Annotated in this window: 27 protein-coding genes; 16 read left to right on the top strand and 11 right to left on the bottom strand. The window is 67.0% G+C overall.

The annotated features are described in order from the left end of the window. Window positions 1-15: 15 nt before the first annotated feature. From urtE to urtA, 5 genes are all read right to left on the bottom strand, one after another. Complete coding sequence (urtE, locus tag ACWGRX_RS00385; RefSeq protein ID WP_452115962.1) at window positions 16-711, bottom strand: urea ABC transporter ATP-binding subunit UrtE; 696 nt, start codon at window positions 709-711, stop codon at window positions 16-18. 178 nt (window positions 712-889) lie between these two features. Continuing rightward, window positions 890-1,654 (bottom strand): urea ABC transporter ATP-binding protein UrtD, encoded by a 765-nt coding sequence (gene urtD, locus ACWGRX_RS00380; protein WP_452115961.1) that lies wholly within the window; start codon window positions 1,652-1,654, stop codon window positions 890-892. A 5-nt stretch (window positions 1,655-1,659) separates the two neighbouring features. Further along, complete coding sequence (urtC, locus tag ACWGRX_RS00375; protein ID WP_452115960.1) at window positions 1,660-2,799, bottom strand: urea ABC transporter permease subunit UrtC; 1,140 nt, start codon at window positions 2,797-2,799, stop codon at window positions 1,660-1,662. Next, on the bottom strand, window positions 2,796-4,397 hold the full coding sequence (urtB, locus tag ACWGRX_RS00370; protein ID WP_452115959.1) for an urea ABC transporter permease subunit UrtB: 1,602 nt from the start codon (window positions 4,395-4,397) through the stop codon (window positions 2,796-2,798). The genes urtC and urtB overlap by 4 nt, the downstream gene beginning before the upstream one ends. Window positions 4,398-4,691: 294 nt before the next feature. Then, window positions 4,692-5,978, bottom strand: coding sequence for an urea ABC transporter substrate-binding protein (gene urtA, locus ACWGRX_RS00365; protein WP_452115958.1), 1,287 nt, complete (start codon window positions 5,976-5,978; stop codon window positions 4,692-4,694). Between the two features lie 645 nt (window positions 5,979-6,623). On the opposite strand from urtA, the gene rnr reads away from it, so the two are divergent. From rnr to ACWGRX_RS00335, 6 genes are all read left to right on the top strand, one after another. Next, entirely contained in the window at window positions 6,624-8,930 is a 2,307-nt protein-coding gene (rnr, locus tag ACWGRX_RS00360; RefSeq protein WP_452115957.1) for a ribonuclease R, read from the top strand. 28 nt (window positions 8,931-8,958) lie between these two features. Continuing rightward, window positions 8,959-9,405 carry a DUF983 domain-containing protein gene (locus tag ACWGRX_RS00355; RefSeq protein WP_452115956.1) on the top strand — a complete coding sequence of 149 codons (447 nt, stop codon included), beginning with the start codon at window positions 8,959-8,961 and terminating at the stop codon, window positions 9,403-9,405. Further along, window positions 9,402-10,136: an NUDIX hydrolase gene (locus ACWGRX_RS00350; RefSeq protein WP_452115955.1), complete on the top strand. Its 735-nt coding sequence runs from the start codon at window positions 9,402-9,404 to the stop codon at window positions 10,134-10,136. The genes ACWGRX_RS00355 and ACWGRX_RS00350 overlap by 4 nt, the downstream gene beginning before the upstream one ends. 175 nt (window positions 10,137-10,311) lie before the next feature. Next, on the top strand, window positions 10,312-10,479 hold the full coding sequence (rpmG, locus tag ACWGRX_RS00345) for a 50S ribosomal protein L33 (protein ID WP_291639343.1): 168 nt from the start codon (window positions 10,312-10,314) through the stop codon (window positions 10,477-10,479). A gap of 411 nt (window positions 10,480-10,890) precedes the next feature. After that, window positions 10,891-11,697 (top strand): hypothetical protein, encoded by an 807-nt coding sequence (locus ACWGRX_RS00340; protein WP_452115954.1) that lies wholly within the window; start codon window positions 10,891-10,893, stop codon window positions 11,695-11,697. 404 nt (window positions 11,698-12,101) lie between these two features. Beyond that, window positions 12,102-12,299, top strand: coding sequence for a hypothetical protein (locus ACWGRX_RS00335; protein ID WP_452115953.1), 198 nt, complete (start codon window positions 12,102-12,104; stop codon window positions 12,297-12,299). Window positions 12,300-12,927: 628 nt separating this feature from the next. Here ACWGRX_RS00335 and ACWGRX_RS00330 read toward each other — a convergent pair. Both ACWGRX_RS00330 and ACWGRX_RS00325 read right to left on the bottom strand, forming a co-directional pair. After that, window positions 12,928-14,304, bottom strand: coding sequence for a PleD family two-component system response regulator (locus ACWGRX_RS00330; protein ID WP_291639335.1), 1,377 nt, complete (start codon window positions 14,302-14,304; stop codon window positions 12,928-12,930). A gap of 17 nt (window positions 14,305-14,321) precedes the next feature. Next, complete coding sequence (locus ACWGRX_RS00325) at window positions 14,322-14,693, bottom strand: response regulator (protein WP_291648881.1); 372 nt, start codon at window positions 14,691-14,693, stop codon at window positions 14,322-14,324. A 68-nt stretch (window positions 14,694-14,761) separates the two neighbouring features. On the opposite strand from ACWGRX_RS00325, the gene ACWGRX_RS00320 reads away from it, so the two are divergent. Together ACWGRX_RS00320 and ACWGRX_RS00315 are read left to right on the top strand one after the other, a co-directional pair. Further along, window positions 14,762-15,121: a DUF3572 domain-containing protein gene (locus ACWGRX_RS00320; RefSeq protein ID WP_291648880.1), complete on the top strand. Its 360-nt coding sequence runs from the start codon at window positions 14,762-14,764 to the stop codon at window positions 15,119-15,121. Continuing rightward, window positions 15,118-16,485 carry a DNA polymerase IV gene (locus tag ACWGRX_RS00315; protein ID WP_452115952.1) on the top strand — a complete coding sequence of 456 codons (1,368 nt, stop codon included), beginning with the start codon at window positions 15,118-15,120 and terminating at the stop codon, window positions 16,483-16,485. The genes ACWGRX_RS00320 and ACWGRX_RS00315 overlap by 4 nt, the downstream gene beginning before the upstream one ends. Here ACWGRX_RS00315 and ACWGRX_RS00310 read toward each other — a convergent pair. After that, window positions 16,442-17,269 carry a cell envelope integrity EipB family protein gene (locus ACWGRX_RS00310; protein ID WP_452115951.1) on the bottom strand — a complete coding sequence of 276 codons (828 nt, stop codon included), beginning with the start codon at window positions 17,267-17,269 and terminating at the stop codon, window positions 16,442-16,444. The genes ACWGRX_RS00315 and ACWGRX_RS00310 overlap by 44 nt on opposite strands. Before the next feature lie 188 nt (window positions 17,270-17,457). Between ACWGRX_RS00310 and ACWGRX_RS00305 the strand changes: the two genes are divergently transcribed. The 8 genes from ACWGRX_RS00305 to ACWGRX_RS00270 all read left to right on the top strand — a co-directional run bounded on the left by ACWGRX_RS00305 (window position 17,458) and on the right by ACWGRX_RS00270 (window position 23,130). After that, window positions 17,458-17,931, top strand: a complete 474-nt coding sequence (locus ACWGRX_RS00305; protein WP_291639322.1) for a RidA family protein — start codon at window positions 17,458-17,460, stop codon at window positions 17,929-17,931. Further along, window positions 17,931-18,680, top strand: coding sequence for a glycerophosphodiester phosphodiesterase family protein (locus ACWGRX_RS00300; protein WP_452115950.1), 750 nt, complete (start codon window positions 17,931-17,933; stop codon window positions 18,678-18,680). Before ACWGRX_RS00305 ends, ACWGRX_RS00300 begins: the two co-directional genes overlap by 1 nt. Further along, the gene (locus ACWGRX_RS00295) at window positions 18,677-19,918 is read left to right on the top strand and encodes a GNAT family N-acetyltransferase (protein WP_452115949.1); all 1,242 of its coding nucleotides are present in this window, start codon (window positions 18,677-18,679) and stop codon (window positions 19,916-19,918) included. The genes ACWGRX_RS00300 and ACWGRX_RS00295 overlap by 4 nt, the downstream gene beginning before the upstream one ends. After that, window positions 19,908-20,663, top strand: a complete 756-nt coding sequence (locus tag ACWGRX_RS00290; RefSeq protein WP_452115948.1) for a 2'-5' RNA ligase family protein — start codon at window positions 19,908-19,910, stop codon at window positions 20,661-20,663. The genes ACWGRX_RS00295 and ACWGRX_RS00290 overlap by 11 nt, the downstream gene beginning before the upstream one ends. Window positions 20,664-20,717: 54 nt before the next feature. Further along, window positions 20,718-21,146 carry an HIT family protein gene (locus ACWGRX_RS00285; protein ID WP_291639315.1) on the top strand — a complete coding sequence of 143 codons (429 nt, stop codon included), beginning with the start codon at window positions 20,718-20,720 and terminating at the stop codon, window positions 21,144-21,146. A gap of 81 nt (window positions 21,147-21,227) precedes the next feature. Continuing rightward, window positions 21,228-21,695 carry a carboxymuconolactone decarboxylase family protein gene (locus ACWGRX_RS00280; RefSeq protein WP_452115947.1) on the top strand — a complete coding sequence of 156 codons (468 nt, stop codon included), beginning with the start codon at window positions 21,228-21,230 and terminating at the stop codon, window positions 21,693-21,695. A 71-nt stretch (window positions 21,696-21,766) separates the two neighbouring features. After that, on the top strand, window positions 21,767-22,225 hold the full coding sequence (locus ACWGRX_RS00275) for a carboxymuconolactone decarboxylase family protein (protein ID WP_452115946.1): 459 nt from the start codon (window positions 21,767-21,769) through the stop codon (window positions 22,223-22,225). Window positions 22,226-22,239: 14 nt separating this feature from the next. After that, a complete protein-coding gene (locus tag ACWGRX_RS00270) occupies window positions 22,240-23,130 on the top strand; it encodes a sigma-70 family RNA polymerase sigma factor (protein ID WP_452115945.1) in 891 nt (296 codons plus the stop codon). 133 nt (window positions 23,131-23,263) lie between these two features. On the opposite strand, the gene rpiB is transcribed toward ACWGRX_RS00270, so the two are convergent. The 3 genes from rpiB to ACWGRX_RS00255 form a co-directional block, all read right to left on the bottom strand. Beyond that, window positions 23,264-23,713, bottom strand: a complete 450-nt coding sequence (gene rpiB, locus ACWGRX_RS00265; protein WP_452115944.1) for a ribose 5-phosphate isomerase B — start codon at window positions 23,711-23,713, stop codon at window positions 23,264-23,266. A gap of 112 nt (window positions 23,714-23,825) precedes the next feature. Next, window positions 23,826-24,182, bottom strand: a complete 357-nt coding sequence (locus ACWGRX_RS00260) for an AzlD domain-containing protein (protein WP_291639305.1) — start codon at window positions 24,180-24,182, stop codon at window positions 23,826-23,828. Further along, window positions 24,179-24,925 carry an AzlC family ABC transporter permease gene (locus ACWGRX_RS00255; protein WP_452115943.1) on the bottom strand — a complete coding sequence of 249 codons (747 nt, stop codon included), beginning with the start codon at window positions 24,923-24,925 and terminating at the stop codon, window positions 24,179-24,181. The genes ACWGRX_RS00260 and ACWGRX_RS00255 overlap by 4 nt, the downstream gene beginning before the upstream one ends. Between the last annotated feature and the right edge of the window lie 132 nt (window positions 24,926-25,057).

Below are 25,057 nucleotides of genomic sequence, written 5' to 3'. Positions count from 1 at the left end.
TCAACGCCTTGGGCCTCACACCTGAATCAACCTCTGGACCTGGGCTCCGTCGAGCTCCGCCATCGCTCCGGCCAGCACGATCTCGCCGCGGTCCATCACGAACATCGTGTCGGCGAGGTCGCGGGCGAAGTCGAAATACTGCTCGACCAGAACGATCGCCATGCCACCCTTCTGGCGGAGATAGTCGATGGCACGGCCGATATCCTTGATGATCGAGGGCTGGATGCCCTCGGTCGGCTCGTCCAGCACCAGCAGCCTGGGTCGGGTGACCAGCGCCCGCGCAATCGCGAGCTGCTGCTGCTGGCCACCCGAGAGGTCTCCGCCGCGCCGGCCGAGCATCGACTTCAGCACGGGGAATAGGTCGAACAGTTCGTTCGGGATGTAGCGTTCCTTGCGAGGCAAGGGCGCAAAGCCGGTTTCGAGGTTCTCCTTCACCGTCAGGAGCGGAAAGACCTCGCGGCCCTGCGGCACGAAGGCGATGCCGGCGCGGGCCCTCGCCTCGCTGCGCAGGCTCGAGATATCCTGGCCGTCGAGGCGGACATGGCCGCCGGAGATCGGCTGCTGGCCAACGATCGCGCGCATCAGCGAGGTCTTGCCGACGCCGTTGCGGCCCATCACGCAGGTCACCTTGCCGATCTCGGCGGTGAGCGAGACGCGGCGCAGCGCCCGGGCGGCACCGTAGTGCAGGTCGATGGCTTCGACGCTCAGCATTTAATCGCCTCGGCCACGGTGTTGCGGGAAACACCACGGGTCATACCGGGCGGAGCGAAGCGCAGACCCGGGATCCATTCCTGAACCTCTATCGGCAGCGCTCCGGAATGGATCCCGGATCGGCGCCGCTTCGCGGCTTGTCCGGGATGACGGAGGGAGAGAGTCGCGACCATGATCATCACCGCCCCAAGTAGACTTCGACGACGCGCTCATTGGCGCTGACCTGGTCGAGCGGCCCCTCGGCCAGCACCGAGCCCTCGTGCAGCACCGTCACCTTCACGCCGAGCTCGCGGATGAAGCCCATGTCGTGCTCGACCACGATCACCGAGTGATCCCTGGCGATCTCCTTAAGCAGCTCCGCGGTCTGCGCCGTCTCGCCATCGGTCATGCCGGCGGCCGGCTCGTCGACGAGCAGGAGTTTTGGATCCTGGGCGAGCAGCATGCCGATCTCGAGCCACTGCTTCTGGCCGTGCGAGAGCGAGCCCGCGAGCCGCTCGCGCTTGTCGGCGAGCTTGATGATGCCGAGGATCTCGTCGATCCGCTTCTGCTGGGCGGCGCCCGTCTGCCAGAACAGCGTCTTCAGCACGGTGCGCTGCGATTTCAGCGCCAGCAGGATGTTGTCCTCGATCGTGTGGAAGTCGAACACGGTCGGTTTCTGGAATTTCCGGCCGATGCCGAGATTGGCGATCGCCGCCTCGTCGAGCCGGGTCAGGTCGACCGAGCCGCCGAACATCACCGTGCCTTCGTCGGGCCGGGTCTTGCCGGTGATGATGTCCATCATCGTCGTCTTACCGGCCCCGTTCGGGCCGATGATGGCGCGCATCTCGCCGGGCGCGATGGTCAGCGACAGGCCGCGGATCGCCTTGAAGCCGTCGAAGGAGACGCTGACGCCGTCGAGATAGAGCAGCGAGGAGGTGAGAGCGCCGGGCACGGGTGCGTTCATCGCAGCTACTCCGCCGGAGCCGGCTCGGCCGCCGGCAGGGCCGCGGGCCTTCGCCGCTTCTCCCACCAGCCCTGAGCGGTGCCGAGAATGCCCTTCGGCATGAACAGGGTGACGAAGACGAAGAGCGCGCCGAGCGCGAACAGCCAGTACGGCGCCATGAAGCCGGAGGTGAACATCGTCTTCGCCCAGTTGACGACGACGGCGCCGAGCGCCGCGCCGACCAGCGTGCCGCGCCCGCCGACCGCGACCCAGATCACCGTCTCGATCGAATTCGCCGGGGCGAACTCGCCGGGATTGATGATGCCGACCTGCGGCACGTAGAGCGCGCCCGCGACGCCGGCCATGCAGGCCGAGACCGTGAAGACGAAGAGCTTGAAGCGGTCGACCCGGTAGCCGAGGAAGCGCGTGCGGGATTCAGCATCGCGGATCGCGATCACCACCTTGCCGAGCTTCGACGAGACGATGCCGCGGGCGATCAGGAAGCCGGCGGCGAGCATCGTGCAGGTCATCGCAAAGAGCGCGGCGCGCGTCGTCTGTGCCTGGACGCTGAAGCCGAGAATGTCCTTGAAATCGGTCAGCCCGTTATTGCCGCCAAAACCCATGTCGTTGCGAAAGAAGGCGAGCAGTAGCGCGTAGGTCAGAGCCTGGGTGATGATCGAGAGATAGACGCCGGTGACGCGGCTGCGGAAGGCGAACCAGCCGAAGACGAAGGCGAGCAGGCCGGGAACGGCCAGCACCATCAGCATGGCGAAGGGAAAGGAGGAGAAGCCCCACCAGTACCAGGGCAGCTCCTGCCAGTTCAGGAACACCATGAAGTCGGGCAGCACCGGATTGCCGTAGACGCCGCGCGAGCCGATCTGGCGCATCAGGTACATGCCCATCGCATAGCCGCCGAGCGCGAAGAAGGCGCCGTGGCCGAGCGAGAGGATGCCGCAATAGCCCCAGACCAGGTCGAGCGAGAGCGCGAGCAGCGCGTAGCAGAGATACTTGCCCCAGAGCGACATTGTCGCGGTCGAGACATGGAAGGGCGAGCCGGCCGGCACCAGCAGGTTCGCCAGCGGCACCAGCAGGCCGATGGCGGCGACGAGCGCGAGGAAGACATAGCCCCGCGCATCCATGTTCGAGAGCAGGAAGCGGCTGATCATGCTTCCACCGCCCTGCCCTTCAGCGCGAACAGGCCGCGCGGGCGCTTCTGGATGAACAGGATGATGAAGACGAGCAGCGCGATCTTGCCGAGCACGGCGCCGGCATAGGGCTCGAGCAGCTTGTTGGCGACGCCGAGCGTCATGGCGCTGATCAGCGTGCCCCAGAGATTGCCAACCCCGCCGAAGACCACGACCATGAAACTGTCGATGATGTAGCTCTGGCCGAGATTGGGGCTGACATTGTCGATCTGCGAGAGCGCGACGCCGGCAAGCCCGGCGACGCCCGAGCCGAGCCCGAAGGTCAGCGCGTCGATCCGGCCGGTACGGATGCCCATCGCCGCAGCCATCCGCCGGTTCTGCGTCACGGCACGCATCTGCAGGCCCATCGGCGTCAGTTTCAGGATGGCGAGCAAAGCGAGAAAGACCAGCGCCGCGAAGACGATGATCCAGAGCCGGTTCCAGGTGATGGCGAGGCCGCCGAGTTCGAAGGCTCCCGACATGAAGCTGGGCGCGCCGACCTCGCGATTGGTCGGCCCGAAGGCGGTCCGCACCGCCTGCTGCAGGATCAGGCTGATACCCCAGGTCGCCAGCAGCGTCTCCAGCGGCCTTCCATAGAGGAAGCGGATCACGCCGCGCTCGATCGCGATGCCGACGGCGCCGGCGACGATGAAGGCGGCCGGCAGCGCGAAGGCCAGCGACCAGTCGAACAGGTAGGGCGCGTTGGTGCGGATCAGCTCCTGCACCACGAAGGTGGTGTAGGCGCCGAGCATCACCATCTCGCCATGGGCCATGTTGATCACGCCCATCACGCCGAAGGTGATGGCGAGGCCGATCGCGGCGAGCAGCAGCACCGAGCCGAGCGAGAGCCCGTACCAGAGGTTCTGCCCGGCCTGCCACAGAGCGAGCTTGCCCTCGATCTCGGAGATAGCCCGGGCCTGCACCTCCTTCAGCGCCGGCGAGGCATCGCCCGGCAGGGCGCGCAGCGTCGCCAGCGCATCCTGGTCGCCGCGCTCGCGCAGCACGTCGACGGCGGCGATCCGGTCGAAGGGCGGCGCATCGGTCTTGACGATCAGGATCGCGGCCTGCGCCTCGCGCAAGGCACGGCGGGCCCTGTCGTTGCTTTCCTTGGCGATGGCGGCTTCGAGCACCGGCAGCGCCGAGACGTCGCGCGCCCGGAAGACCGCCTCGGCGGCGGCGACGCGCTTGGCAGGGTCGGGATTGATCAGGCCGAGGCTGCCGAGCGCGCCCTGGATCGCCCGCCGGACATTGTTGTTCAGCCTGACGGCGCTGACACCGGCCGGCTCGGCGGAAAGCGCCTGCCCGGTGCGTGCGTCGAGGAGGCCGCCATCCTTGGTCTTCACCGCGACGGCACCGCTCCCGGCGAACAAGCGCCCATCGGCCAGCGCCTCGATGATGACGCCCGCATTCGGATGCGCGCTCTGGACGAGGATATCGATGGCGCGCGCCGTGTCCGAGAAGCTGTCGGCGTTGAAGCGCGCGAAGGCTTCTTCGGCAGTCTGCGCGAAGGCGACGGCCGGCGCGGCGAGAAGCGCCAGGGCTAACGTCAGGGCTCGCAGGAAGGGTGAAAGGAGGCGCATCGGCTCGTTTCTGTGTGGCTGCTCGGGAGGCACGGTGAGGCGCGGGATCCTCTCTCCCGTGTGGGAGAGGGGTAGGGGTGAGGGCCCGCCCGAAAACGAAAGGGCTCAGTCCCACTCACCACGGAGACATCGGCCAGCGCTCGCCCACAGCGGCAACGGCAGTCCCTCACCCCTGCCCCTCTCCCATCCGGGAGAGGGGTTCCCCGCGCTTATCCGTCTGGTTGACCAGCTCTGGCTGAAATTTGCGAGGGGCGGCCGGGCTTTCCGACCGTGCCGCCCCTCCCCCTCTTCAGCTCAGGCGCCGCCGCCGCATTTGCCGGTCTTGACGTTGAAGTTGCCGCACTTCTTATCAACCCAGTCGCCGACCAGATCCTTCGAGCCGTCGAGCTCCTTCGACCAGGCGTCGCCGGCGACGAGACCGGTCTTCGACACGACGTCGAACTGGCCATCGGCCTTGATCTCGCCGATCAGCACCGGCTTGGTGATGTGGTGGTTCGGCAGCATCTTCGAGATCCCGCCGGTCAGGTTCGGCGCCTCGATGCCGGGCAGCGCGTCGATCACCTTGTCGGGATCGGTAGAGCCGGCCTTCTCGACCGCCTTCACCCACATGGCGAAGCCGATGACATGGGCTTCCATCGGGTCGTTGGTGACGGCCTTGTCGTTCTTCTTGAAGGCCTTCCACTGCTTGATGAAGGCCTCGTTCTCCGGCGTCTTGACCGACTGGAAGTAGTTCCAGGCGGCGAGATGGCCGACCAGCGGCTTGGTGTCGATGCCGGCGAGCTCCTCCTCGCCGACCGAGAAGGCCACGACCGGGATGTCAGTCGCCTTGATGCCCTGGTTGCCGAGCTCCTTGTAGAACGGCACGTTGGCGTCGCCGTTGATGGTCGAGACCACGGCGGTCTTCTTGCCGGCCGAGCCGAACTTCTTGATGTCGGAGACGATGGTCTGCCAGTCGGAATGACCGAAGGGCGTGTAGTTGATCAGGATGTCCTCCTTCTTCACGCCCTTGGCGAGAAGGTAGGCCTCCAGGATCTTGTTGGTGGTGCGCGGGTAGACATAGTCGGTGCCGGCGAGCACCCAGCGCTCGACCTTCTCCTCCTTGGCGAGATAGTCGACGGCCGGGATCGCCTGCTGGTTCGGCGCGGCCCCGGTATAGAAGACGTTGCGTTCGCTCTCCTCGCCCTCGTACTGCACGGGGTAGAACAGGATCGAGTTCAGCTCCTTGAACACCGGCAGCACCGATTTGCGCGAGACCGAGGTCCAGCAGCCGAACACGGCCGCGACCTTGTCCTTGACGATCAGCTCGCGCGCCTTCTCGGCGAAGAGCGGCCAGTTCGAGGCGGGATCGACGACGACGGCCTCGAGCTTCTTGCCGAGCACGCCGCCCTTCTTGTTCTGCTCCTCGATGAGCATGAGCATGACGTCCTTCAGCGTCGTCTCCGAGATCGCCATCGTGCCCGAGAGCGAGTGCAGGATGCCGATCTTGATGGTCTCCTGCTGCGCGGCTGCGGGCATCACCGTGGAGAGAGCCGTGGCACTGAGGAAGGCGGCACCCAATACAACGCGACGTGTGAGCTTCATCGAGATGTCCCCCGATATTCTGTTGACCGCGCCCCTGCCGGGCACGGCGCAGCCTTGCTGGCTGGCGACAGGGGGATCGCAAGCGACGTGCCAACCGCCCCGGTCGCGTTCGCAAGCGCGGCAAATGCGGGAAACTGCGCGGTTCCGGTGACATTCCGGGCAGATTTCTCCGAAACAGTGGACCCGGCGCGACAATGCGAGCGCATCTGCATAAGGCGCGGGCAGATCGGCCGGTGAATATTTGGGCAGCGCCTGTGCAGCGCAACAAAAGCGCCGTCGAATTCGGCAGTGGACAGCAAAATCGGCGCTGAATCTTTGTCGTTTACGGGCGCGCTGGAATCACCCTAGCCTCACCTTGTCGGTAACAACTGAAAGGAGGTGATCCAGTGTCTCATTGTCATCAACCGCTGTCGCGGGGACTGCATGGCCTGGACTCGTCCCATGAGGGGTTCGGTTCCGTTTGAGTTTTCGCGACGTCAGGCCCGGTTACCGGGGCTGCGGTTCGGCAATGGAAGGGCTGCCCGCAAGGGCGGCCCTTCTCTTTTGCGCGATCGGCCCTGCGCAGCCGCTTCTGGCGCGCCGCGGCAGGACATGCCAGAGAGAGGCGTGATTTATTGCAGCGCCATATCCTGATGAGGCCGCCGCTTGCCAGCGCCAGCCCCTGACCTTCCCCGCCAGGCCATCCTCGCCTTCATCGAGGAGGAGCGGGCCGCCGGCCGTGAGCCCGGCCGGCGCGACATCGCCAAGGCTTTCGGCCTCGATGCCGGCGGCAAGATCTGGCTGAAGCGGCTGCTGCGCGAGCTCGAGGACGAAGCGCATGTCGATGCGGCGGAGGATGGCTCGCCGGTGCGCAAGCACAGCGCGCTGCCCGCCGTGCTGCTCTGCGAGATCAAGAGCCGCGACCGCGAGGGCGACCTCGTCGCGGTGCCGCTCGAATGGAACGAGACCGACCAGGGCGAGGCGCCGAAGATCCTGATCGAGACCGGCCGCCCGTCGCGCTCGCGCCGAGCCGGCCCCGCGGTCGCCGCGCCCGGCATCGGCGACCAGGTCCTGCTCAAGCTCTCGCGCCTGCGTGGCACGACCGGCATTTCCTGGTCCGGCCGCGTCCTGAAGATCATGGGCAAAGGCAAGGCGCAGGTGCTCGGCATCTTCCGCGCCCTGCCCGACGGCTCCGGCCGGCTCATCCCTGTCGACAAGAAGGCGCAGGGCCGCGAGGCGCTGATCCCGAAGGGCCAGACCGGCGACGCCCAGGACGGCGACCTCGTTTCGGTCTCGCTCCGGCGCGAGGGTCGCTTCGGCCCGCCGGAGGCGCGGGTGCGCGAGCGGCTCGGCTCGCTGAAGTCGGAACGGGCCGTGTCGCTGATCGCGATCCACGCCCATGGCATCCCCAACGAATTCTCGCCGGCAGCGCTCGCCGAGGCCGAGGCTGCGCCGAAGGCGACGCTGGCCGGTCGCGAGGACTGGCGCGACCTGCCGCTGATCACCATCGACCCGGCCGACGCCAAGGACCATGACGATGCGGTCCACGCCGCGCCGGACGAGGACTCCGACAATCCCGGCGGTTATGTCGTCACCGTCGCCATCGCCGATGTCGCTTCCTATGTCCGGCCGGGCTCGGCGCTCGACCGCGAGGCGCTGGAGCGCGGAAATTCGGTCTATTTCCCCGACCGCGTCGTGCCGATGCTGCCGGAGCGGATCTCGAACGACCTCTGCTCGCTGCGCGGCGGCGAGGACCGGCCGGCGCTCGCCGTCCGCCTCGTGCTCAAGGCCGACGGCTCGAAGAAGGGCCATTCCTTCCACCGCATCCTGATGCGCTCGGCCGCAAAACTCTCCTACCAGCAGGCGCAAGCCGCGATCGACGGCCAGCCGGACGAGGCGACCGCCGCGATCCGCGAGAGCATCCTGATGCCGCTCTGGGCCGCCTATGGCGTCGCGGCACGGGCGCGCGACGCGCGCCAGCCGCTCGATCTCGATCTGCCCGAGCGCAAGCTGATCCTGAAGGCGGACGGCTCGGTCGACCGCGTCATCGTCCCCGACCGGCTGGCGACCCACAAGCTGATCGAGGAGTTCATGATCCTCGCCAACGTCGCCGCGGCGGAGACGCTGGAGAAGGCCGGTAGCCTGCTGATCTATCGCTGCCATGACGAGCCCTCGCTCGAGAAGATGCGCGCGCTCGGCGAGGTCCTGGCCTCGATCGGCATCAAGCTGCCCAAGGACGCCGCGCTGCGGCCGGTGCTGTTCAACCGCATCCTCAAGATGATCAAAGGCTCGGAGAACGAGCTCTTCATCAACGAGGTCGTGCTGCGCACCCAGGCCCAGGCCGAATATGTCGCCGAGAACTACGGGCATTTCGGCCTCAACCTGCGCCGTTACGCCCATTTCACCTCGCCGATCCGGCGCTATGCCGACCTCGTCGTCCATCGCGCCCTGATCGCGACGATGAAGCGTGGCGACGACGGACTGCCTAAATCGACGACGCTGGCCGAACTGCGCGAGGTCGCGACCCGGATCTCGGCGGCCGAACGCCGCGCCATGGCGGCCGAACGCGAGACCACCGACCGGCTGATCGCGCATTTCCTCGCCGACCAGATCGGCGCGAGCTTCGATGGCCGCATCGCCGGGCTCAACCGTGCCGGGCTCTTCGTCAAGCTCGACGGCACCGGCGCGGACGGCTTCGTTCCCGCCTCGACGCTGGGCGCCGACTATTACCGCTATGACGAGGCGGCCCATGCGCTGATCGGCGAACGCAGCGGCGAGAGCTGGCGCCTCGGTGACCGCGTCCATGTCCGCCTTGTCGAGGCCGCCCCCGTCGCCGGCGCCCTGCGCTTCGAATTGCTGAGCGAGGGGCGGACTGTGACATCGAACCGCTCTTTCAAAAAAGCCGCGCGTCCCCTAGCTGCAAGGCGCAGTATGGCCCGGCCCGGCCGAGCCAAGCCCGGCCGGAAGCGCTGAGGCCAGCGCCTCGGGGGTGATGAGAGCCATGTCCGTCCACTATCACGAGCTGGCGGCCCCGCCCGCGGAGCGCAATTGGCGCCAGGCGATCGGACGCGGCTTGAGGGGGCGCTGCCCGAGTTGCGGCGAGGGCCGGCTGTTCCGCGCCTTCCTGAAGCCGGTCGCCAGCTGCGAAATCTGCGGCGAGGAACTGCATCACCAGCGTGCCGACGATCTGCCGCCCTATATCGTGATCACGATCGTCGGCCATATCGTCGTCGGCGGTCTCGTTCTGGTCGAGAAATTCGGCGACTGGTCGATGCAGATGCATATGTGGGTCTGGCCGCTGCTGACGGTGGTGCTGTGCCTCGGTCTGATGCAGCCGACGAAGGGCGCAGTGGTCGGCCTGCAATGGGCGCTACGCATGCATGGCTTCGGCGGCGCCGCGCCGGAGCCCGAACGTCAACCGGCATCGAACGAGATGAGCCGCCGATGAGCGATCACACCGTCACCCTGACCCAGGCCGAGCGCGCCCGCACCGCAACCAATCTGCGCCCGGTCGACGCCGCGACCATGCTGATTCTCGATCATTCCGGGCGCAAGCCGCGCGTGCTGATGGGCAAGCGCCATCCGAGCCACAAGTTCATGCCCGGGAAATATGTCTTCCCCGGCGGGCGGATCGATCCCGAGGATCGCCGCATGATCGCGGCCGGCGCCCTTCCCGGCCCCTGCGAGCAGCGCCTCGCGGCGCGCTGCGTGCGCCCGAGCGCCCAGCGCGGGCGGGCGCTGGCGCTGGCGGCGATCCGCGAGACCTTCGAGGAGACCGGGCTGCTCTTCGGCAGCGCCGAATACGGCGCGCCCGAGAACCCGCCGCCCGGCGTCTGGTCGGAATTCGCGGCGAAGGGCATCTTCCCCGATCTCGGCGCCGTGACATTCGTCGCCCGGGCGATCACGCCGCCGCGCCGGCCGAAGCGTTTCGACACCCGCTTCTTCACCGTCGACGCCAGCGCCGTCGCCGGCAAGGTCGAAGGCATCATCGGCCCCGATTCCGAGCTGGTCGACCTCGTCTCTGTGACCTTCGACGAGGCCCGCGAGCTCGACCTGCCGACCATCACCAAGGTGATCATCGCCGAGGTCGAGGAGCGGCTGAAGGCGGGATTCGGCGCGCATCTGCCGGTACCGTTCTATTGGGAGAAGCGCGGCAGCTTCGTGCGCGAGCAAATCTGAGCCGCAGGAGCGGAAAACGCCGGCCATTTCGCGGGCGAGCAGATACACGCCCGATATTCCTTGACTTGCAGGCGCCGATACGGCATTCCGGCGCCATCGGATTGCCGGGCTCGCCCGGCCCTTTTCTTTTTCATGCGCGGGTCGAGGACGGCCCCATCAGTTCGAGGGCTTCGCCATGGCCAAGGCCGTGACCATCAAGATCAAGCTCGTCTCGACGGCCGACACCGGGTTCTTCTATGTGACCAAGAAGAACTCGCGCACGATGACCGAAAAGATGTCGAAGAAGAAGTACGACCCCGTCGCGCGCAAGCACGTCGAGTTCAAGGAAACCAAGATCAAGTGATGCCATTAGGCATGACATATCGATCTTAGCGATAAAAACCGCCCTGATTTGGGGCGGTTTTTTCGTTTGGGGGCATCGTCAGGGCTCGCGCCGGAATGCTCCCCGCCCCGCGCTATGACTTCCTTTTTTCAGGCCGCTTCATTTCCAAGCTCCACGGCTGCAAGGATTTTTCACCTGTGCTTCCGCACGGCCATGCGGCCCCTCGGAGCGCGCAAAGCCCCCTACGAACGAGGTCAAACCGCTGGAAGCGCTTGTGGCGTCTTTCACCACTGCGAACGAGACGGCTTCATCGTCAGGACGAGCCCGCGACAGGCGCGCGCCTGTAGACGATCGGGATCCCGACGGGCAATGTTCCGTCGCTTAGCGATGGAGGTTACCATTCGTCCCCGGCCGTTCCATGCCCTCCTGACCATGGCCTTGCTGGTCGCTTCGCCTGCCGCTGCTCAACAGACGCTGCCGGCGGTGGACGGGCCCAGCGGCAAGATGATGTTCATCCATGGCGGCACAGGCGGCGACAACTGGACCGGCCTGGAAGGCGCTGTAACCCTGCCGCTCGGACAGCGTTTCGGCCTGCAGCTGGATGGTGCGGCCGGCGGCCTGGACGGCTCTCTGGGGAAATCGGCGTTCTATGGTACGGGGGCGCATCTGTTCTGGCGCGATCCGTCGACGGGAATGGTTGGCGTCGAAGCCGGCTATGCGCGCCTCGATGCGGGCGGTGGGATCAACACTTATTCCCTCGGCATCGAGGCTGAGCGCTACTGGAACGCGATCACGCTGGCAGGCCTGGTCGGCCTCACCGATGCCAGTGGCGCGACCTATGCCACAGCGCTGCGCCATGATCTCAGCACGCATTTCGTGGCAGGCGCCAGCCTTACCTGGTATCCCGACGACAACTTGGCGCTGACGGCGTCAGGAGCAGTCTCGGGTGGGCATGTGGTGGCAGGTATTGGCGTCGAATGGGCGCTCACGAGCACCAGTTCGGCCCAGCCCAGCCTTTTTGCACGGGCCGCTCTGCATCAGGGCGGTGACGTGACCGCTCTGGCAGGCCTCAGCATCTATTTCGGAGGACAGCCGAAGCCATTGATCCGCCGCCATCGGGAAGACGATCCGACCATCGGCAACGTCATGGGCGCCGGCATCAAGGGCGGCATTGGCTTCACCATCGGAGCAATCTGCAAGTTCCGGGCGCATGGTGACGATCCCTGCCATCGCCCGTAACCATCCGCCGCGTCTCTAGCCGCGGCGCCTCTAGCCGCGGCGTCTCGGACCAAAAGGTGGAATCCACTTTTCCGGACGAATCCGATGCATAAACGATACGCTGGAACGCAACTCGGCAGGTCCGCATCATCCGAATGGCTGCGCCCCGTGATCCATCGCCAAAGCGGCTGACCACAGACTATGCCCTAAAGGAATCCTTGGATTCCAATTCCCTGCGGTAGACACTAGACTTGCCTGCTCCTGCAAGCCCTCTCGAACCAGGCGGCTTTTTGCTTTTACGGCAGGCGCATCTGCGAAAAGAACTCAGCTATTCGCAAGCGTGACATGTCCTCTGGCGCATCCGCGGCATCTTTCCTAATGTCGCGGAGCGTCCATCGCCCTGCTCTCTCGCCTGGAGCCCAGCCTTGCACGGCCCGCCCGCCAAGACACGCCAGCCGGCCATCGGGCCGCTGCGCCGCGTCCTACGCCTGATCGTCGAGGTCGATGAATCGCCCACCCGGCTGCACCGCATCCGGGCGGCGCTACTGCTGATCGGACTGCTGACCGCCTTCGGCCTGCTCGGGTACTGGCTGCCGACTCTGCTCGAGCGCGCCTTGCGCTGACTGCTGGCTGGATCGCCGCGCCTCCGTTCAGACGCGATCCCGATGATCTATCTCATTGTTATCGCATCGGAGTTTTCCGAAGAACGGAGTCCACTTTTCGGTCCGATGCTATGGCGGTGCCGATAGTGGCCGGCCGGCGGCGGATCTGATGAGGCCAGATATCCCGCTACCGACCGGCCGAGCCCACCGGTTCCTCAGGAGATGCGGCGGAACCCGAGGTCCCGGGGGCATTTCGCGGCGACAGCCTGTGGCTGGCGCCTGTCTGGAAACGACCCTACGCCGAAGCGACCGCGGATCAATCGTTTAGGGTTGATTCACCATTCTTCAGTGTTTTTTAACCTTACCGGATAACCCTCGATATTTACTGTAAAAACTATAGTAAATACAAAATACTCAATACATTCATGGATTTACCTGATTTAACCGCAAGAAATCTTGCCGAAGGCTGGGAGCCGTCGCACTGGCGATGTCCGCAATCGGTTCGTCGTCGACCATCCATCCGGCAATGAGGCGCCCGCCCGATCAGCACGGCTGCGGCGCAATGAAGCCGACTTCGGTCGAACCGATGATCACCATCGCCGGGCAGCGGCGGTTCATGCCGGCCCCGAGCTTCCCATGCCTCTCGGCTTCAGGCAGCCGCGGCGACGATCACGCGATTGCGGCCGGCGGCCTTGGCGAGATAGACCGCCTCGTCGGCTCGCTTCACCATTTCATTGGCGGATGGGTCTCCGGCGCGCCGGCAGGCGACGCCGATCGACACGGTGACCGGGATTTTCCGCGCACCGCCCTGGATTTCGAAGGCTTCGCCCTCGACCCGCTCGCGGATACGCTCGGCGACGGCACGTGCCGCCTCGAGCGTCGTGTCGGGCAGGACGACCACGATCTCCTCTCCGCCCATCCGCGCCACCAGATCGATACCGCGCGTGCAGGCGCGCACCCGGTCGGCGAACTCGCGCAGAACCTCGTCGCCGGCGTCGTGCCCCCAGCTGTCATTGATCGATTTGAAGCGGTCGACATCGAGCATGAGGACCGAGAGCGACCGCGCCCGCAGCAGGGACTCGTCGAACAGAACCGCGATCCGGCCGTCGAGATAGCGCCGGTTGTAGAGGCCGGTGAGCTGATCCATCACCGCCATTTCCATCGAGGACTGGACGCTGTCGCGCAAACGCTCGGCGAAGCGCTTGCGGCGGACCAGCGTGCGCGCGCGGGCCAGCAACTCGTTCCGGTCGATCGGCCTGACCAGGAAATCATGGGCGCCGATCTCGAGGCCGCGCAGGACGCGGCGCCGATCATCCGCCTCGCCGAGCACCAGAACCGAGAGATTGCGGGTGCTCTCGAGCGAGCGCAACTGGCTGCACAGGCGCAGCCCGTCATAGGATTGCAGGTCGAGACTGACGAGAACGATCTCGAAATCACCTTCGGCCGCGCGCGCCAGGGCGGCGTGCGCATCGGGTTCGGTCTCGATCGAATGAAAGGTCGAAAGCGCCTGCGTCAGCCGCTCGGCGATCAGCGGCCGATCCTCGATCAGGAGGATGCGGCCGTTGAGCCCGGTTTCCGCCGCCGCAGCGGCCAGCGGGTCGGCGATGCCGAGCCGGCGCGAGGCCAGCGCGCGCTGCCGCAACTCGTCGGTCACCGACTTCAGCCGGACCAGGCTGCGCACGCGCGCGAACAGGGCGGTGTCGTCGATCGGCTTGGTCAGGAAGTCGTCGGCGCCGGCATCGAGCCCCTTGAGCCGATCGCTGGGCTGGTCGAGCGCGGTCACCATCACCACCGGGATATGGGCGGTGGTCGGCCCGGTCTTCAGGCGCCGGCAGACCTCGAATCCGTTCATGCCCGGCATCATCACGTCGAGCAGCACGATGTCGGCTTCGCCGCGCTCGCAGATCGCCAGAGCGTCGATGCCGTTCGTCGCGGTCACCACGTCGAAATACTCGGCCGACAGCTTGGCGTCGAGCAGCTTCACATTGGCTGCGACGTCGTCGACGACCAGGACCCGGGCGGACATCGGCAGTGCCTTCCCGCTCAGGCCGCGCCGAGATAGGCGCGAACGGTCTCCAGGAACTTGCCCACCGAGATCGGCTTGGAGATGTAGGCCTCGCAGCCGCCGTCGCGAATCCGCTCCTCGTCGCCCTTCATCGCGAAGGCCGTGACGGCGATAACCGGGATGCTCTTCAGGGTATCATCCTCCTTGATCCATTTCGTCACCTCCAGCCCCGAAACCTCCGGCAGCTGGATGTCCATCAGGATCAGGTCGGGATGATGCGCCCGGGCGAGTTCGATCGCCTCGATGCCGTCGGCCGTCTTGAGCGTCGCATAGCCATGCGCCTCCAACAGGTCGTTGAAGAGCTTCATGTTGAGCTCATTGTCCTCGACGATCAGTACCGTCTTTGTCATTCCGCCCCCAGTCCGCCGCAGCACGGGTATCCGATGTTCCGGACTTCCCAAGTCGGCAGCCCCGTTCGATGATGAAGCTAGCACGCGAGCCGTTGACGAAACGCAAACCCATTAGCAGACACACCGAGCAAAACATCATGCCCCGCCCCATCACATTGCCGGAAGCCGAGACGCTCGCATTGCGCGCCCTCACCTTCCTGGCCGGCGAACCGGAGCGCCTGGAGCCATTTCTCGCAGCCACCGGCCTCGGCCCGGCGACCCTGCGCTCTGCAGCGCAAGAACCTGGATTCCTCCTCGGCGTCATCGACCATCTCTGTGCCAGCGAATCGCTGCTGCTCGAGTTTGCCGCCAATTTAGGCCTGAATCCGGACATTGTCGGCCAGGCTCGCGAGATTCTCGCCGGCCCGCCCGAAGTCTTCGAGCCGTGAGCAGCGCGCCCGCCGCGACCGGCGCGGCGCGCGTACTCTGCCGCGATTGCCTGCGCGACCATGGCGAGGCGGCGCCCGCCGCACCGCTGCGGCGTTGCGCGGCCTGCGGCTCGCCCCGGCTGCTGCGGCATCCCGAGCGGGACGAGCTCCATCTCGCCCATATCGATTGCGACGCCTTCTACGCTGCGATCGAAAAGCGCGACGATCCGTCCCTGCTCGACAAGCCGGTGATCGTCGGCGGCGGCAAGCGCGGCGTCGTCTCGACCTGCTGCTACATCGCCCGCATGTCCGGCGTGCGCTCGGCCATGCCGATGTTCAAGGCCCTGCAGGCCTGCCCGGAAGCCGTGGTCATCAAGCCGGACATGGCGAAATATGTCGGCGTCGGCCGGCAGGTACGCCGGCTGATGCAGGAGCTGACCCCGCTGGTCGAACCGCTCTCGATCGACGAGGCCTTTCTCGATCTCGGCGGCACCGAGCGCCTGCACCACGCCAGCCCGGCACTGGTGCTCGCCCGCTTCCAGCGCCGTGTCGAGGGCGAGATCGGCATCACCGTCTCGGTCGGCCTGTCCTACGCCAAATTCCTCGCCAAGGTCGCCTCCGACCTCGACAAGCCGCGCGGCTTCTCGATCATCGGCCGGGCGGAAGCTGTGGCTTTCCTGGCTCCGAAACCGGTCGGGATGATTCCCGGCATCGGCCAGGCCGGCGTGGCGCGGCTGGCGCAGGCCGGCTTCCGTCGTATCGGCGACCTCGCCGCCGCCGAGGTCGAAACCCTCTACCGCACCATCGGCAAGGACGGGCCGCGCCTGCGCAATCTCGCCCGTGGCATCGATCCGCGCCAGGTCACGGTCGAGCACGAGGCCAAGACGGTCTCGACCGAGACGACGCTCGATGTCGACCTCGCCAGCTTCGAGGAGCTGGAGCCGATCCTCTGGCGGCTCTGCGAGAAGACCTCGAAGCGGTTGAAGGCGCAGGGTCTCGCCGGGCGCACGATCACGCTCAAGCTGAAGACCCAGGATTTCCACATCGTCACCCGCGCCTCGCGGCTGCCCGAGCCGACGCAGCTCGCCGCCCGCCTGTTCGCGGCCGGCCGCGACCTCCTGAGGCGTGAATGCACCGGCCCGCACTACCGGCTGATCGGCATCGGTGCGAGCGACTTCTCCGATCCGGCCGATGCCGACCGCGGCGACCTCGCCGACACGCAGACGCCGCGCCTGAAAGCCGTCGAGAGCGCGCTCGATGCGGTCCGCGCCCGCTTCGGCGATACCGCGATCGGCAAGGGCCTGTCGCTGCGCGACCGGCGCAGGCCTGCTTCCGGCCAGACTATTTCGAGCAGTCGCTCCCCGGCAGAAGATCCAGACGCGTGAGCGTGCCGCGCAGCGCGAAGGACCCATAATCCAGCCGGATCGCGCCGGTGACGCCGTTCTCGTAGAGCTCGAAGGCGACGGTATAGGCCGGCGTGGTCTCGCCAGAGCCGACCTTGAAATAGGAGATCGTCACCGGCCAGCGTGCCAGCTTCTCGAACTCCGGGCGCTGCAGCGGCGCCTCGCCGGGCTTCGTCTCGATCTTGCGGCCGATCACCGACAGCGTGTCGTAGACGTCCTTGCCGCTGTTGGCACCGTCATAGAGGCGGACATTGAAGGTGGTCTGGCCCGCCCGCGCCGCCTTGATCACCGCCTTCATCTGCTCGTTCGGGAACATCGCCATCGCGGCTTCGCGGTGCGTCTCGGCCTTGGGCGCGCGCAGGCTCACCTCATAGCCGGCATCGCCCTTCTTCGCGGTGCCGTCGACCACGTCGGGCGGCGCGCCGGCTGTCGAGCTCTCGGTCTTGAAGCGGTAGCTCTTGGCGTCGCCCTCCTCGAAGCTCGTGGTGCGGGCATCGATGATGCGCGGACCGATCTCGCTGGTCAGCTCGGTAACCTGGCGGAAGGAAAGCGCATAACCGTCGCAGGCATCTCCGGAGAAGTCGAAGGCGATGCGGCCACGCGCCGTGGTGATGTCGCGGGAGGGCTTGGTGCTGTCTAGGGTAAGATCGTAGATCGCGCGATGCGGCACCAGCACGACACGCTCGGCCGGAGCCTGCGCCTGCACCGCAGGCGCCAGCATGACGGCCAGCGCCGCGCCCGCGATCCCATAGCCGCAACGTTCCATGCCGAACCTCGATCCCGATTCTCGCCGCAGCGGCCAGAGCCGCCATCACTACAAATTAGGTGCACTGCGGCGATGGCGCAAACATGGCGCGAGGCTCGGCCCGGCACGCGACGGGCACGCTTGCCCGGCTTGCGACCATCGGCCATGAAGGAGAGCCTGCCTTTGCCGGCCAACCCGAGAGAACCGCGATGAACGCCATCGACACCAAGCTCGCCGCCCTCGGCATCACCCTGCCGGCGCCGGCCGCGCCGGTCGCCAACTATGTGCCCTATGTCATCACCGGCAATCTGCTGGTGATCTCCGGCCAGCTCTGCTTCGGGCTCGACGGCAAGCTCTCCGACGCGCACAAGGGCAAGCTCGGCGCCGAGATCTTCAACGAGGCCGGACTCGAGGCGGCCAGGCTCTGCGCCATCAACGTCCTGGCCCAGGCCAAGGCCGCGCTCGGCGGCGATCTCGGAAAGATCAGGCGCTGCGTCCGCCTCGGCGGTTTCATCAACGCCACCCCGCATTTCTCCGCCCTGCCCGCGATCATGAACGGCGCCTCCGACCTGATGGTCGAAGTGCTCGGCGATGCCGGTCGCCATGCCCGCTCGACCGTCGGCGTCGCCAACCTGCCGGCCGATGCCGCCGTCGAGGTCGAAGCGATGTTCGAGATCGCCTGATGCGCGCAGAGCCCTGGCTGACCGCCCGTCCGATCGCCCATCGCGGACTGCACGATCTCGCGAGCGGCGTGATCGAGAACTCCCTGTCGGCGGCGCAGGCCGCCATCGCGGGCGGCTTCGCCATTGAATGCGATGTCCAGCTCAGCGCCGACGAGGAAGCGCTGGTCTTCCACGACTTCACCCTGGACCGGCTGACCGGCGAGACCGGGCGTGTCGATGCCCGCAAGGCGGCCGAGCTTTCCGGCATTAGACTGAAGGGCTCGGACGACAGGATCCCGACACTCACCGGCTTCCTCGATGCGATCAGCGGCAGGACGCCGCTGGTGATCGAGATCAAGAGCCGCTTCGACGGCGATCTGCGCCTGGCGAAGCGCACTGCCGAGATCGTCGCCGGGCACAAGGACCGGCCGATCGTGCTGAAATCCTTCGATCCGGTGATCGTCGCGGCGTTGCGCGAGCTGGCACCGGACTTCGCCCGCGGCATCGTCGCGATGAATGCCTATGAATATGGCGACTATGTCCATCTCACGCCCGCCCAGAAGCACGCTCTCGCCAACCTCCTGCATTTCGGGGAGAGCCAGCCGGACTTCGTCTCCTGGAAAGTTGCCGACCTGCCGACCGCCGCACCCTTCCTCTGCCGCAAGGCGCTCGGCCTGCCGCTGATGAGCTGGACCGTGCGCACGCCGGAAGATCGGCTCCGCGCCGCCGAGCATGCCGACCAGATGGTCTTCGAAGGCTTCCGCCCTTGAGCGAAACCGGTCTGCACGGGGGCCTCACGGTCCGCGTCACGACCTCGCTGAAAGGCGTCCCGGCCGCGGCCTGGGATGCCTGTGCCAATCCCGACGCCGCCGCGACGCTTGAATCAACCTCTCAGGCGGCGGATTCGTTTTCTCAGGAAGACCCTCACAACCCCTTCATTTCCCACGCTTTTCTGCGCGCGCTCGAAGAGAGCGGCTGCGTCGGCGGGCACAGCGGCTGGTCGCCGGCCTATCTGCTGGTCGAGGACGGGGCCGGCCGACTGATCGCCGCCGCGCCCTCCTTCGTGAAGGGCCACAGCCAGGGCGAATACGTCTTCGACCATAGCTGGGCCGAGGCCTATATGCGCGCCGGCGGCCGCTACTATCCGAAGGTCCAGGTCGCCGCGCCCTTCACCCCAGCGACCGGGCCGCGCCTGCTCGTCGCTCCCGGCGCGCAGGCGAACGCGGCGCGCGAGGCGCTGATCGCCGGCCTGGAGGCCCTGCGGGAACAGGTCCGCGGCTCCTCCGTGCACGTCACCTTCGCGCAGGAAAAGGACATGGCGGCGCTGCTGGAGGCCGGCTATCTCGAACGTCACGACATCCAGTTCCATTGGCGGAACGAGGGCTTTGCCAGCTATGACGACTTCCTCGCCCTCCTCGCCTCGCGCAAGCGCAAGGCGCTGAAGCGCGAGCGGCGCGAGGCGCTCTCCGCCGGCATCGAGGTTTCGGTACTTTCGGGCTCCGACCTGACCGAAAGCGTCTGGGACGATTTCCACGCCTTCTACGAGGACACCGGCTCGCGCAAATGGGGCCGGCCCTATCTCAACCGCCGCTTCTTCTCGGAGATCGGCAAGAGCATGGGCGAGCGCGTCGTGCTGGTGCTGGCGCGCCGGGCCGGGCGCAACATCGCCGGCGCCATCAATTTCCGCGGCGGCAACACGCTCTATGGCCGCAACTGGGGTTGCATCGAGGATCACCCCTTCCTGCATTTCGAGCTCTGCTACCACCAGGCCATCGACTATGCGATCGCGCACAAGCTCGTGCGTGTCGAGGCCGGCGCCCAGGGCGAGCACAAGCTGGCGCGCGGCTACCGGCCGGTGATCACCCGCTCCGCCCATTTCCTCGCCGATCCCGGTCTGGCGCGTGCCGTCGCCGCCTATCTGCCCGGCGAGCGCCGTGAGATCGCCGCCGCGAAGCTGGCGCTCGAAGCCGAACTGCCCTTCAGATCCGGAGCCGACCTTGCCGACTGAGTTCTGTGCAGACGACACGCTCGGCTATCGCCGCAGCCTGACCGATTTCTCGACACCGCTCTCGCTCGACGAGAGCTACCGCCTCGCCCATCTGCCTTTGCTGGCGCCCGAGCATCCACGGGTGATCCCGCGGCTCGACGGTCGCGGCTACGAAATGGGCCGCCATGCCGAGATCTTCTCGCTGGTGATGCCGGTTCCGGAGGACGCGCCGGCCGCTTCGCCGGCCTGGCGCGCGCTCGAGGCCGAGCTGCGCGCCGCCTCCTTCGCCGGCAAGATCGCCTGGGATCTGCTGCCGAAGCGCGCCGCACGCCTGCACGCCACCATCGTCGGTTCGCTCGGCCGCGGCGAGTGTCCCGTGATCGCTCCGGAGATCCGCGCCCGGCTTGCCGCCATCGCGCCCTTCGAGGTCGAATTGCGCGGCCTGTTCTCCGGCAACGTCAATCGTGGGCGGCTCTATCTGCGCACCTATCCGCAGCAGGCGCCGGGCCTCAACCCGTTCCAGCAGATCCAGCAGGTCTTCGGTCGCCCGGCCGGCGACCTCTATCTCCTTGGCTACTACAACCTGATCGACGATCTCGACCCGCAGGAGACGCAAGCCCTCGCCGCGCTGCTGGCGCGCTGGTGGGAGAAGCCCCTGCTGCGCCTGCGAGTCGATGCGCTCTGGCTGATGGGCGCCAGCGACGATCTCGTGCTCGACAGCCGGATCACCGAGACGCTGCCGCTCGGCGGCGCATCCCCGGCTTGACCTTTCTCCCGCAGCGGCCTCCAGCTTCCGCCAGCCCAAGACAGGAACACCGCCATGACCGCCTACGACCAGAACAACATCTTCGCCAGGATCCTGCGCGGCGAACTGCCGGCGCACCGCGTCTATGAGGACGACAAGGCGCTGGCCTTCCTCGACATCATGCCGCGCGCGCCCGGCCACACCCTGATCATCCCGAAGAACCCGGCCCGCAACCTGCTCGATGTCGCGCCGGCCGATCTCGCCCATGTCGCCCAGGTTTCGCAGCGCATCGCCCGGGCCGGGATGAAGGCTTTCGCGGCGGACGGGATCACGGTGCAGCAGTTCAACGAGAGCGCCGGCGGCCAGGTCGTCTTCCATCTCCACGTCCACGTCATCCCGCGCCATGACGGTATCGCGATGAAGCCGCCGGCGAGCGTGATGGCCAAGCCCGAGGAGCTGACCGAGGCCGCCGAGAAGCTCCGCGCCGCGCTCAAGGACGCCTGACCCGAAAAAATTTCGCGGCGCATGTCACGCGCCCGCACGCTGCCTCGTCCTGGTCTGCATCAGCCAATGATGGAGACCGGGATGACCCAACGCCTCAACGCCTTCCAGATCGCCCCCGACGCCTACGCGGCCATGCGCGGCCTGCAGGACTATGTGAACCAGTCGCCGCTGGAACATAGCCTCCAAGAGCTGGTGAAGATCCGCGCCTCGCAGCTCAACCGCTGCGCCTATTGCCTGCACATGCACATGGCCGATGCTCGCAAGGCCGGCGAGAGCGAGGCCCGCATCACCCTGCTCAGCGCCTGGGAAGAATCCGAGCTCTACACCCTGCGTGAGCGCGCCGCCCTGCGCTGGACCGAGGAGCTGACAAGGCTCACCGAGCGCAGCCCGAGCGACGAGGCCTTCGCCGAACTACGCGAGCATTTCAGCGAGAAGGAGATCGTCGATCTCTCCGTCGCCATCGGCATGATCAATGTCTGGAACCGGATCAATGCCGGCTTCCGCACCCGCCATCCGCAGGATCGTCGCCGCGAGACAGCCGGGGCTTGAGCGGCACTCGTACAGCCGGCCGGGCGCGGCTTCGCACCGGCCGGGCTTTTCCCTCCTGCGGAGACCCCGCCATGACCAAGCGCCTGAACCCCTATGTCGCCGCACCCGACACCATGAAGCCGCTGATCGCGCTCGAAGCGACGCTCAAGGAGAGCGGGCTCGAACACAGCCTGATCCATCTGGTGAAGATGCGGGCCTCGCAGATCAATGGCTGCGCCTATTGCCTGCACATGCACTCCGCCGACGCGATGAAGGAGGGCGAGAGCCCGGCGCGACTCTTCCTGCTCGACGCCTGGCACGAGTCGGCGCTCTATAGCCCGCGCGAGCGCGCCGCCCTCGCCTGGACCGACGCGCTGACGCTGGTCTCGCAGACCCACGCGCCGGACGAGGTCTATGAAGAGGTGCAGCGCCATTTCAGCCCGGAGGAAACGGTGAAGCTCACCATGCTGATCGCCACGATCAACAGCTGGAACCGCATCGCCATCGGCTTCCGCTCGGCCCATCCGAACGACCGGGCGGTCGTGGCCTGAGGACGGAACCCGCGATGACCTCAGCGCCTGCGGCCGACCCGTTCGACAGCCATCGCCGCTTCCTGACCCGCCTCGCCTATCGCATGCTCGGCTCGGTCAGCGATGCCGAGGATATCGTGCAGGAGGCCTGGCTTCGCTGGCGCGAGAGCGAGCGGGCAGAGATCGCGCAACCACGCGCCTTCCTGGCGCGCATCGTGACGCGGCTCTGCCTCGACCAGATGAAATCGGCCCGCAGCCGCCGCGAGTTCTATGTCGGCTCCTGGCTGCCGGAGCCGCTGGTCGAGGCGCTCGGCGGCGAGACGCCGGCCGATGCCGGGCTCGATGCGCCGATAGCGCTGATGCTGGCGCTGGAGCGGCTCTCCCCGCTCGAGCGGGCCGCTTTCCTGCTGCACGACATCTTCGAGATGGATTTCGCCGAGATCGCCCGCACCATCGACCGCAGCGAGAGCGCCTGTCGCCAGCTCGCCAAGCGGGCGCGCGAGCATGTCCGCATCGACATGCCGCCGCGCAACAAGGTCGACCCGGCTGAGGCGAAGCGCTTCGTCGACGCCTTCTTCAAGGCGGCCCACAAGGCCGATCCGAGCGATCTCCAGGCCCTGCTGGCGCAGGATGTCGCCTTCCACAGCGATGGCGGCGGCAAGGTTCTGGCGGTGATCAACCCGCTCTACGGCATCGACCGGGTCTCGCGCTTCTTCGCCGGCATCAACGCCAAGCTCGCCCACCGCGACAAGCCGACCACCCTGTTCAAGCCGGTGCTGATCAACGGCCTGCCCGGCTATCTCAGCCTCGAACGCGGCGAGACCCTGCAGGCGACCGCGCTCGATATCCGCGACGGGCGCGTACAGGGGATCTACATCGTGCGCAATCCCGACAAGCTCAGGCATCTCGACCTCTCGGACGCATAGGACAAGTGTCGATCAACTTTCACCGTCATTCCGGCTGGCGCGAAGCGAAACGCCGGAAACCATCCTGGGGCTCCGGTGCTCCAGCCTCGCTCACGACCCGAGCCGAGCCAGTGTCTCCGGAACGAGGAGAGCGCTAGCCCTCAAGCGCCTCGATCATCGCGACCCGCGTCGCATGCCGGCCACCCTCGAATTCGGCGGAGAGGAAAGCGTCGACGATATCGAGCGCGAGCCCCTCGCCGACCACGCGCGCACCGAGCGAGAGCATGTTGGCGTCGTTGTGCTGGCGGATCATCCGGGCCGAAAACGTGTCGGCGCAGACGCCGCAACGAATGCCCTTCACCTTGTTCGCCGCCATCATGATGCCCTGGCCGGTGCCGCACAGAATGATGCCGAACCGGCACTCGCCGGAGGCGACGAGCCGCGCCGCCGCCTCGCCATGCCTGGGATAGGGCGTGCTTTCCGGGCTCGACGGTCCGATGTCGACCACCACCCAGCCCAGTGCCGCGAGATGAGCCGCGATGGCCTGCCGGAACTGGATCGCGGCATGATCGCTGGAAAGCACGATGCGATTGCTGGCTGACATGGAGAACGCGTCCCGTTTTCGGAGGGCGGTGCGGCTTCATGGCTGAAACCGGTTGTGTTGCAGGGCGGCGGATCTTCGATCCGCGCTCGCCGAGACAAGTGGCGATGCCGCACTATATCAGCCACCAGGCCCCGCCGATCAGCACCGCCTCGGCCGCGACCACCGCCAGCATCACCCTGCGATTGGTCAGGCGCACGATCGCGACCGGGACAGCGATTGCGGCAAGGCGAACGAGCAGCGGCACATCGGCCAGCACGCCGGGCGGTGTCAGCATCAGCTTGGCGACGACGCCCGCGAGCAACGCCGTCGCGACCAGCCGCACCCATTCCAGCCAGGGAGAGCCGTCGTCGAGGCGGCGGGCAAAGGCGACCGCGAGCCAGCGCCACATCTCGGTCGGGATCACCGCGAAGAGCAGCAGCGCCAGATAAGGCCACCAGGGACCGTCGAGAAAAGCGATCGGCGCCGTCATGTCCCGGCCTTTGCGCCTGCCATCGCACGACGGCGCCAGCGCTGCACCGCGAAGGCGATCGTCCCGCCGACGAGGCCGGCGGCGAGCAGATCGAAGCCGCCGCCGATCGCCCAGCTCGCGACCGGCGACAGCGCGAGGCCGAGAAAGATGGCGAGCCCGTCGCTGAAGCCACGCACCCCGACCGTCAGCGATGTCATGAAGAAGATCGGCGACAGGGCGAGAAGTCCGGCCGCGATGGGAACCGGCACCGCGCCGGCGAGATAGTAGCCGGCATAGGTGCAGAGCGCCGAGACAAGGATCAGCGCATTGGCGAAGCCGAGGAAATAGCTCGGCCGCTGCTCCGGCGGCAGTGCCGGCAGGCGGCGCAGCGCCTCGGTCCAGGCGGTGACGGCGACATAGTGCGAGAGCAGGATCTGCATGCCGACGCCCTGCCCCGGCCGGCGCAGCAGCGGCAGGAGCGCGATCGTCATAGGCAGGAAGCGCAGCGAGGCAAAACCGATCGCCAGCGCGATCGCGCTCCAGGCGGCACCGGCGGCGATCGAAGCGAAGAACAGCACCTGCGACGGCCCGGCCCAGACCAGCAGGGTCGACAGCACCGCCACCTCGACGGGGTATCCGACATCGCGCGCCAGCGAGCCGACGCCGACCAGGCCGAGGCCGACGACCCAGGCCGGCAGCATCAGCGCATCGCGGAAGCCGATCAGCGCCGGGCGAAACCGCTGCCAGCGGCCGGCCGAGCTCATGCGGACACCACGCCGAAGCGCGGCCGGATCGGCGCTCGCGCGCGCATCGAGAGCGGCGGCTCGGGAGGAGGCTGACTCATGGACGCTCGAAGAACCGGACATGCGCAGGCCGGGCCGGCCAGCGAGGAATGC

This window comes from Allobosea sp. NPDC055594, from assembly GCF_053618995.1.
Note: the sequence above shows the minus strand (reverse complement) of the source record. Positions and strands in the feature narration are given on the sequence as shown.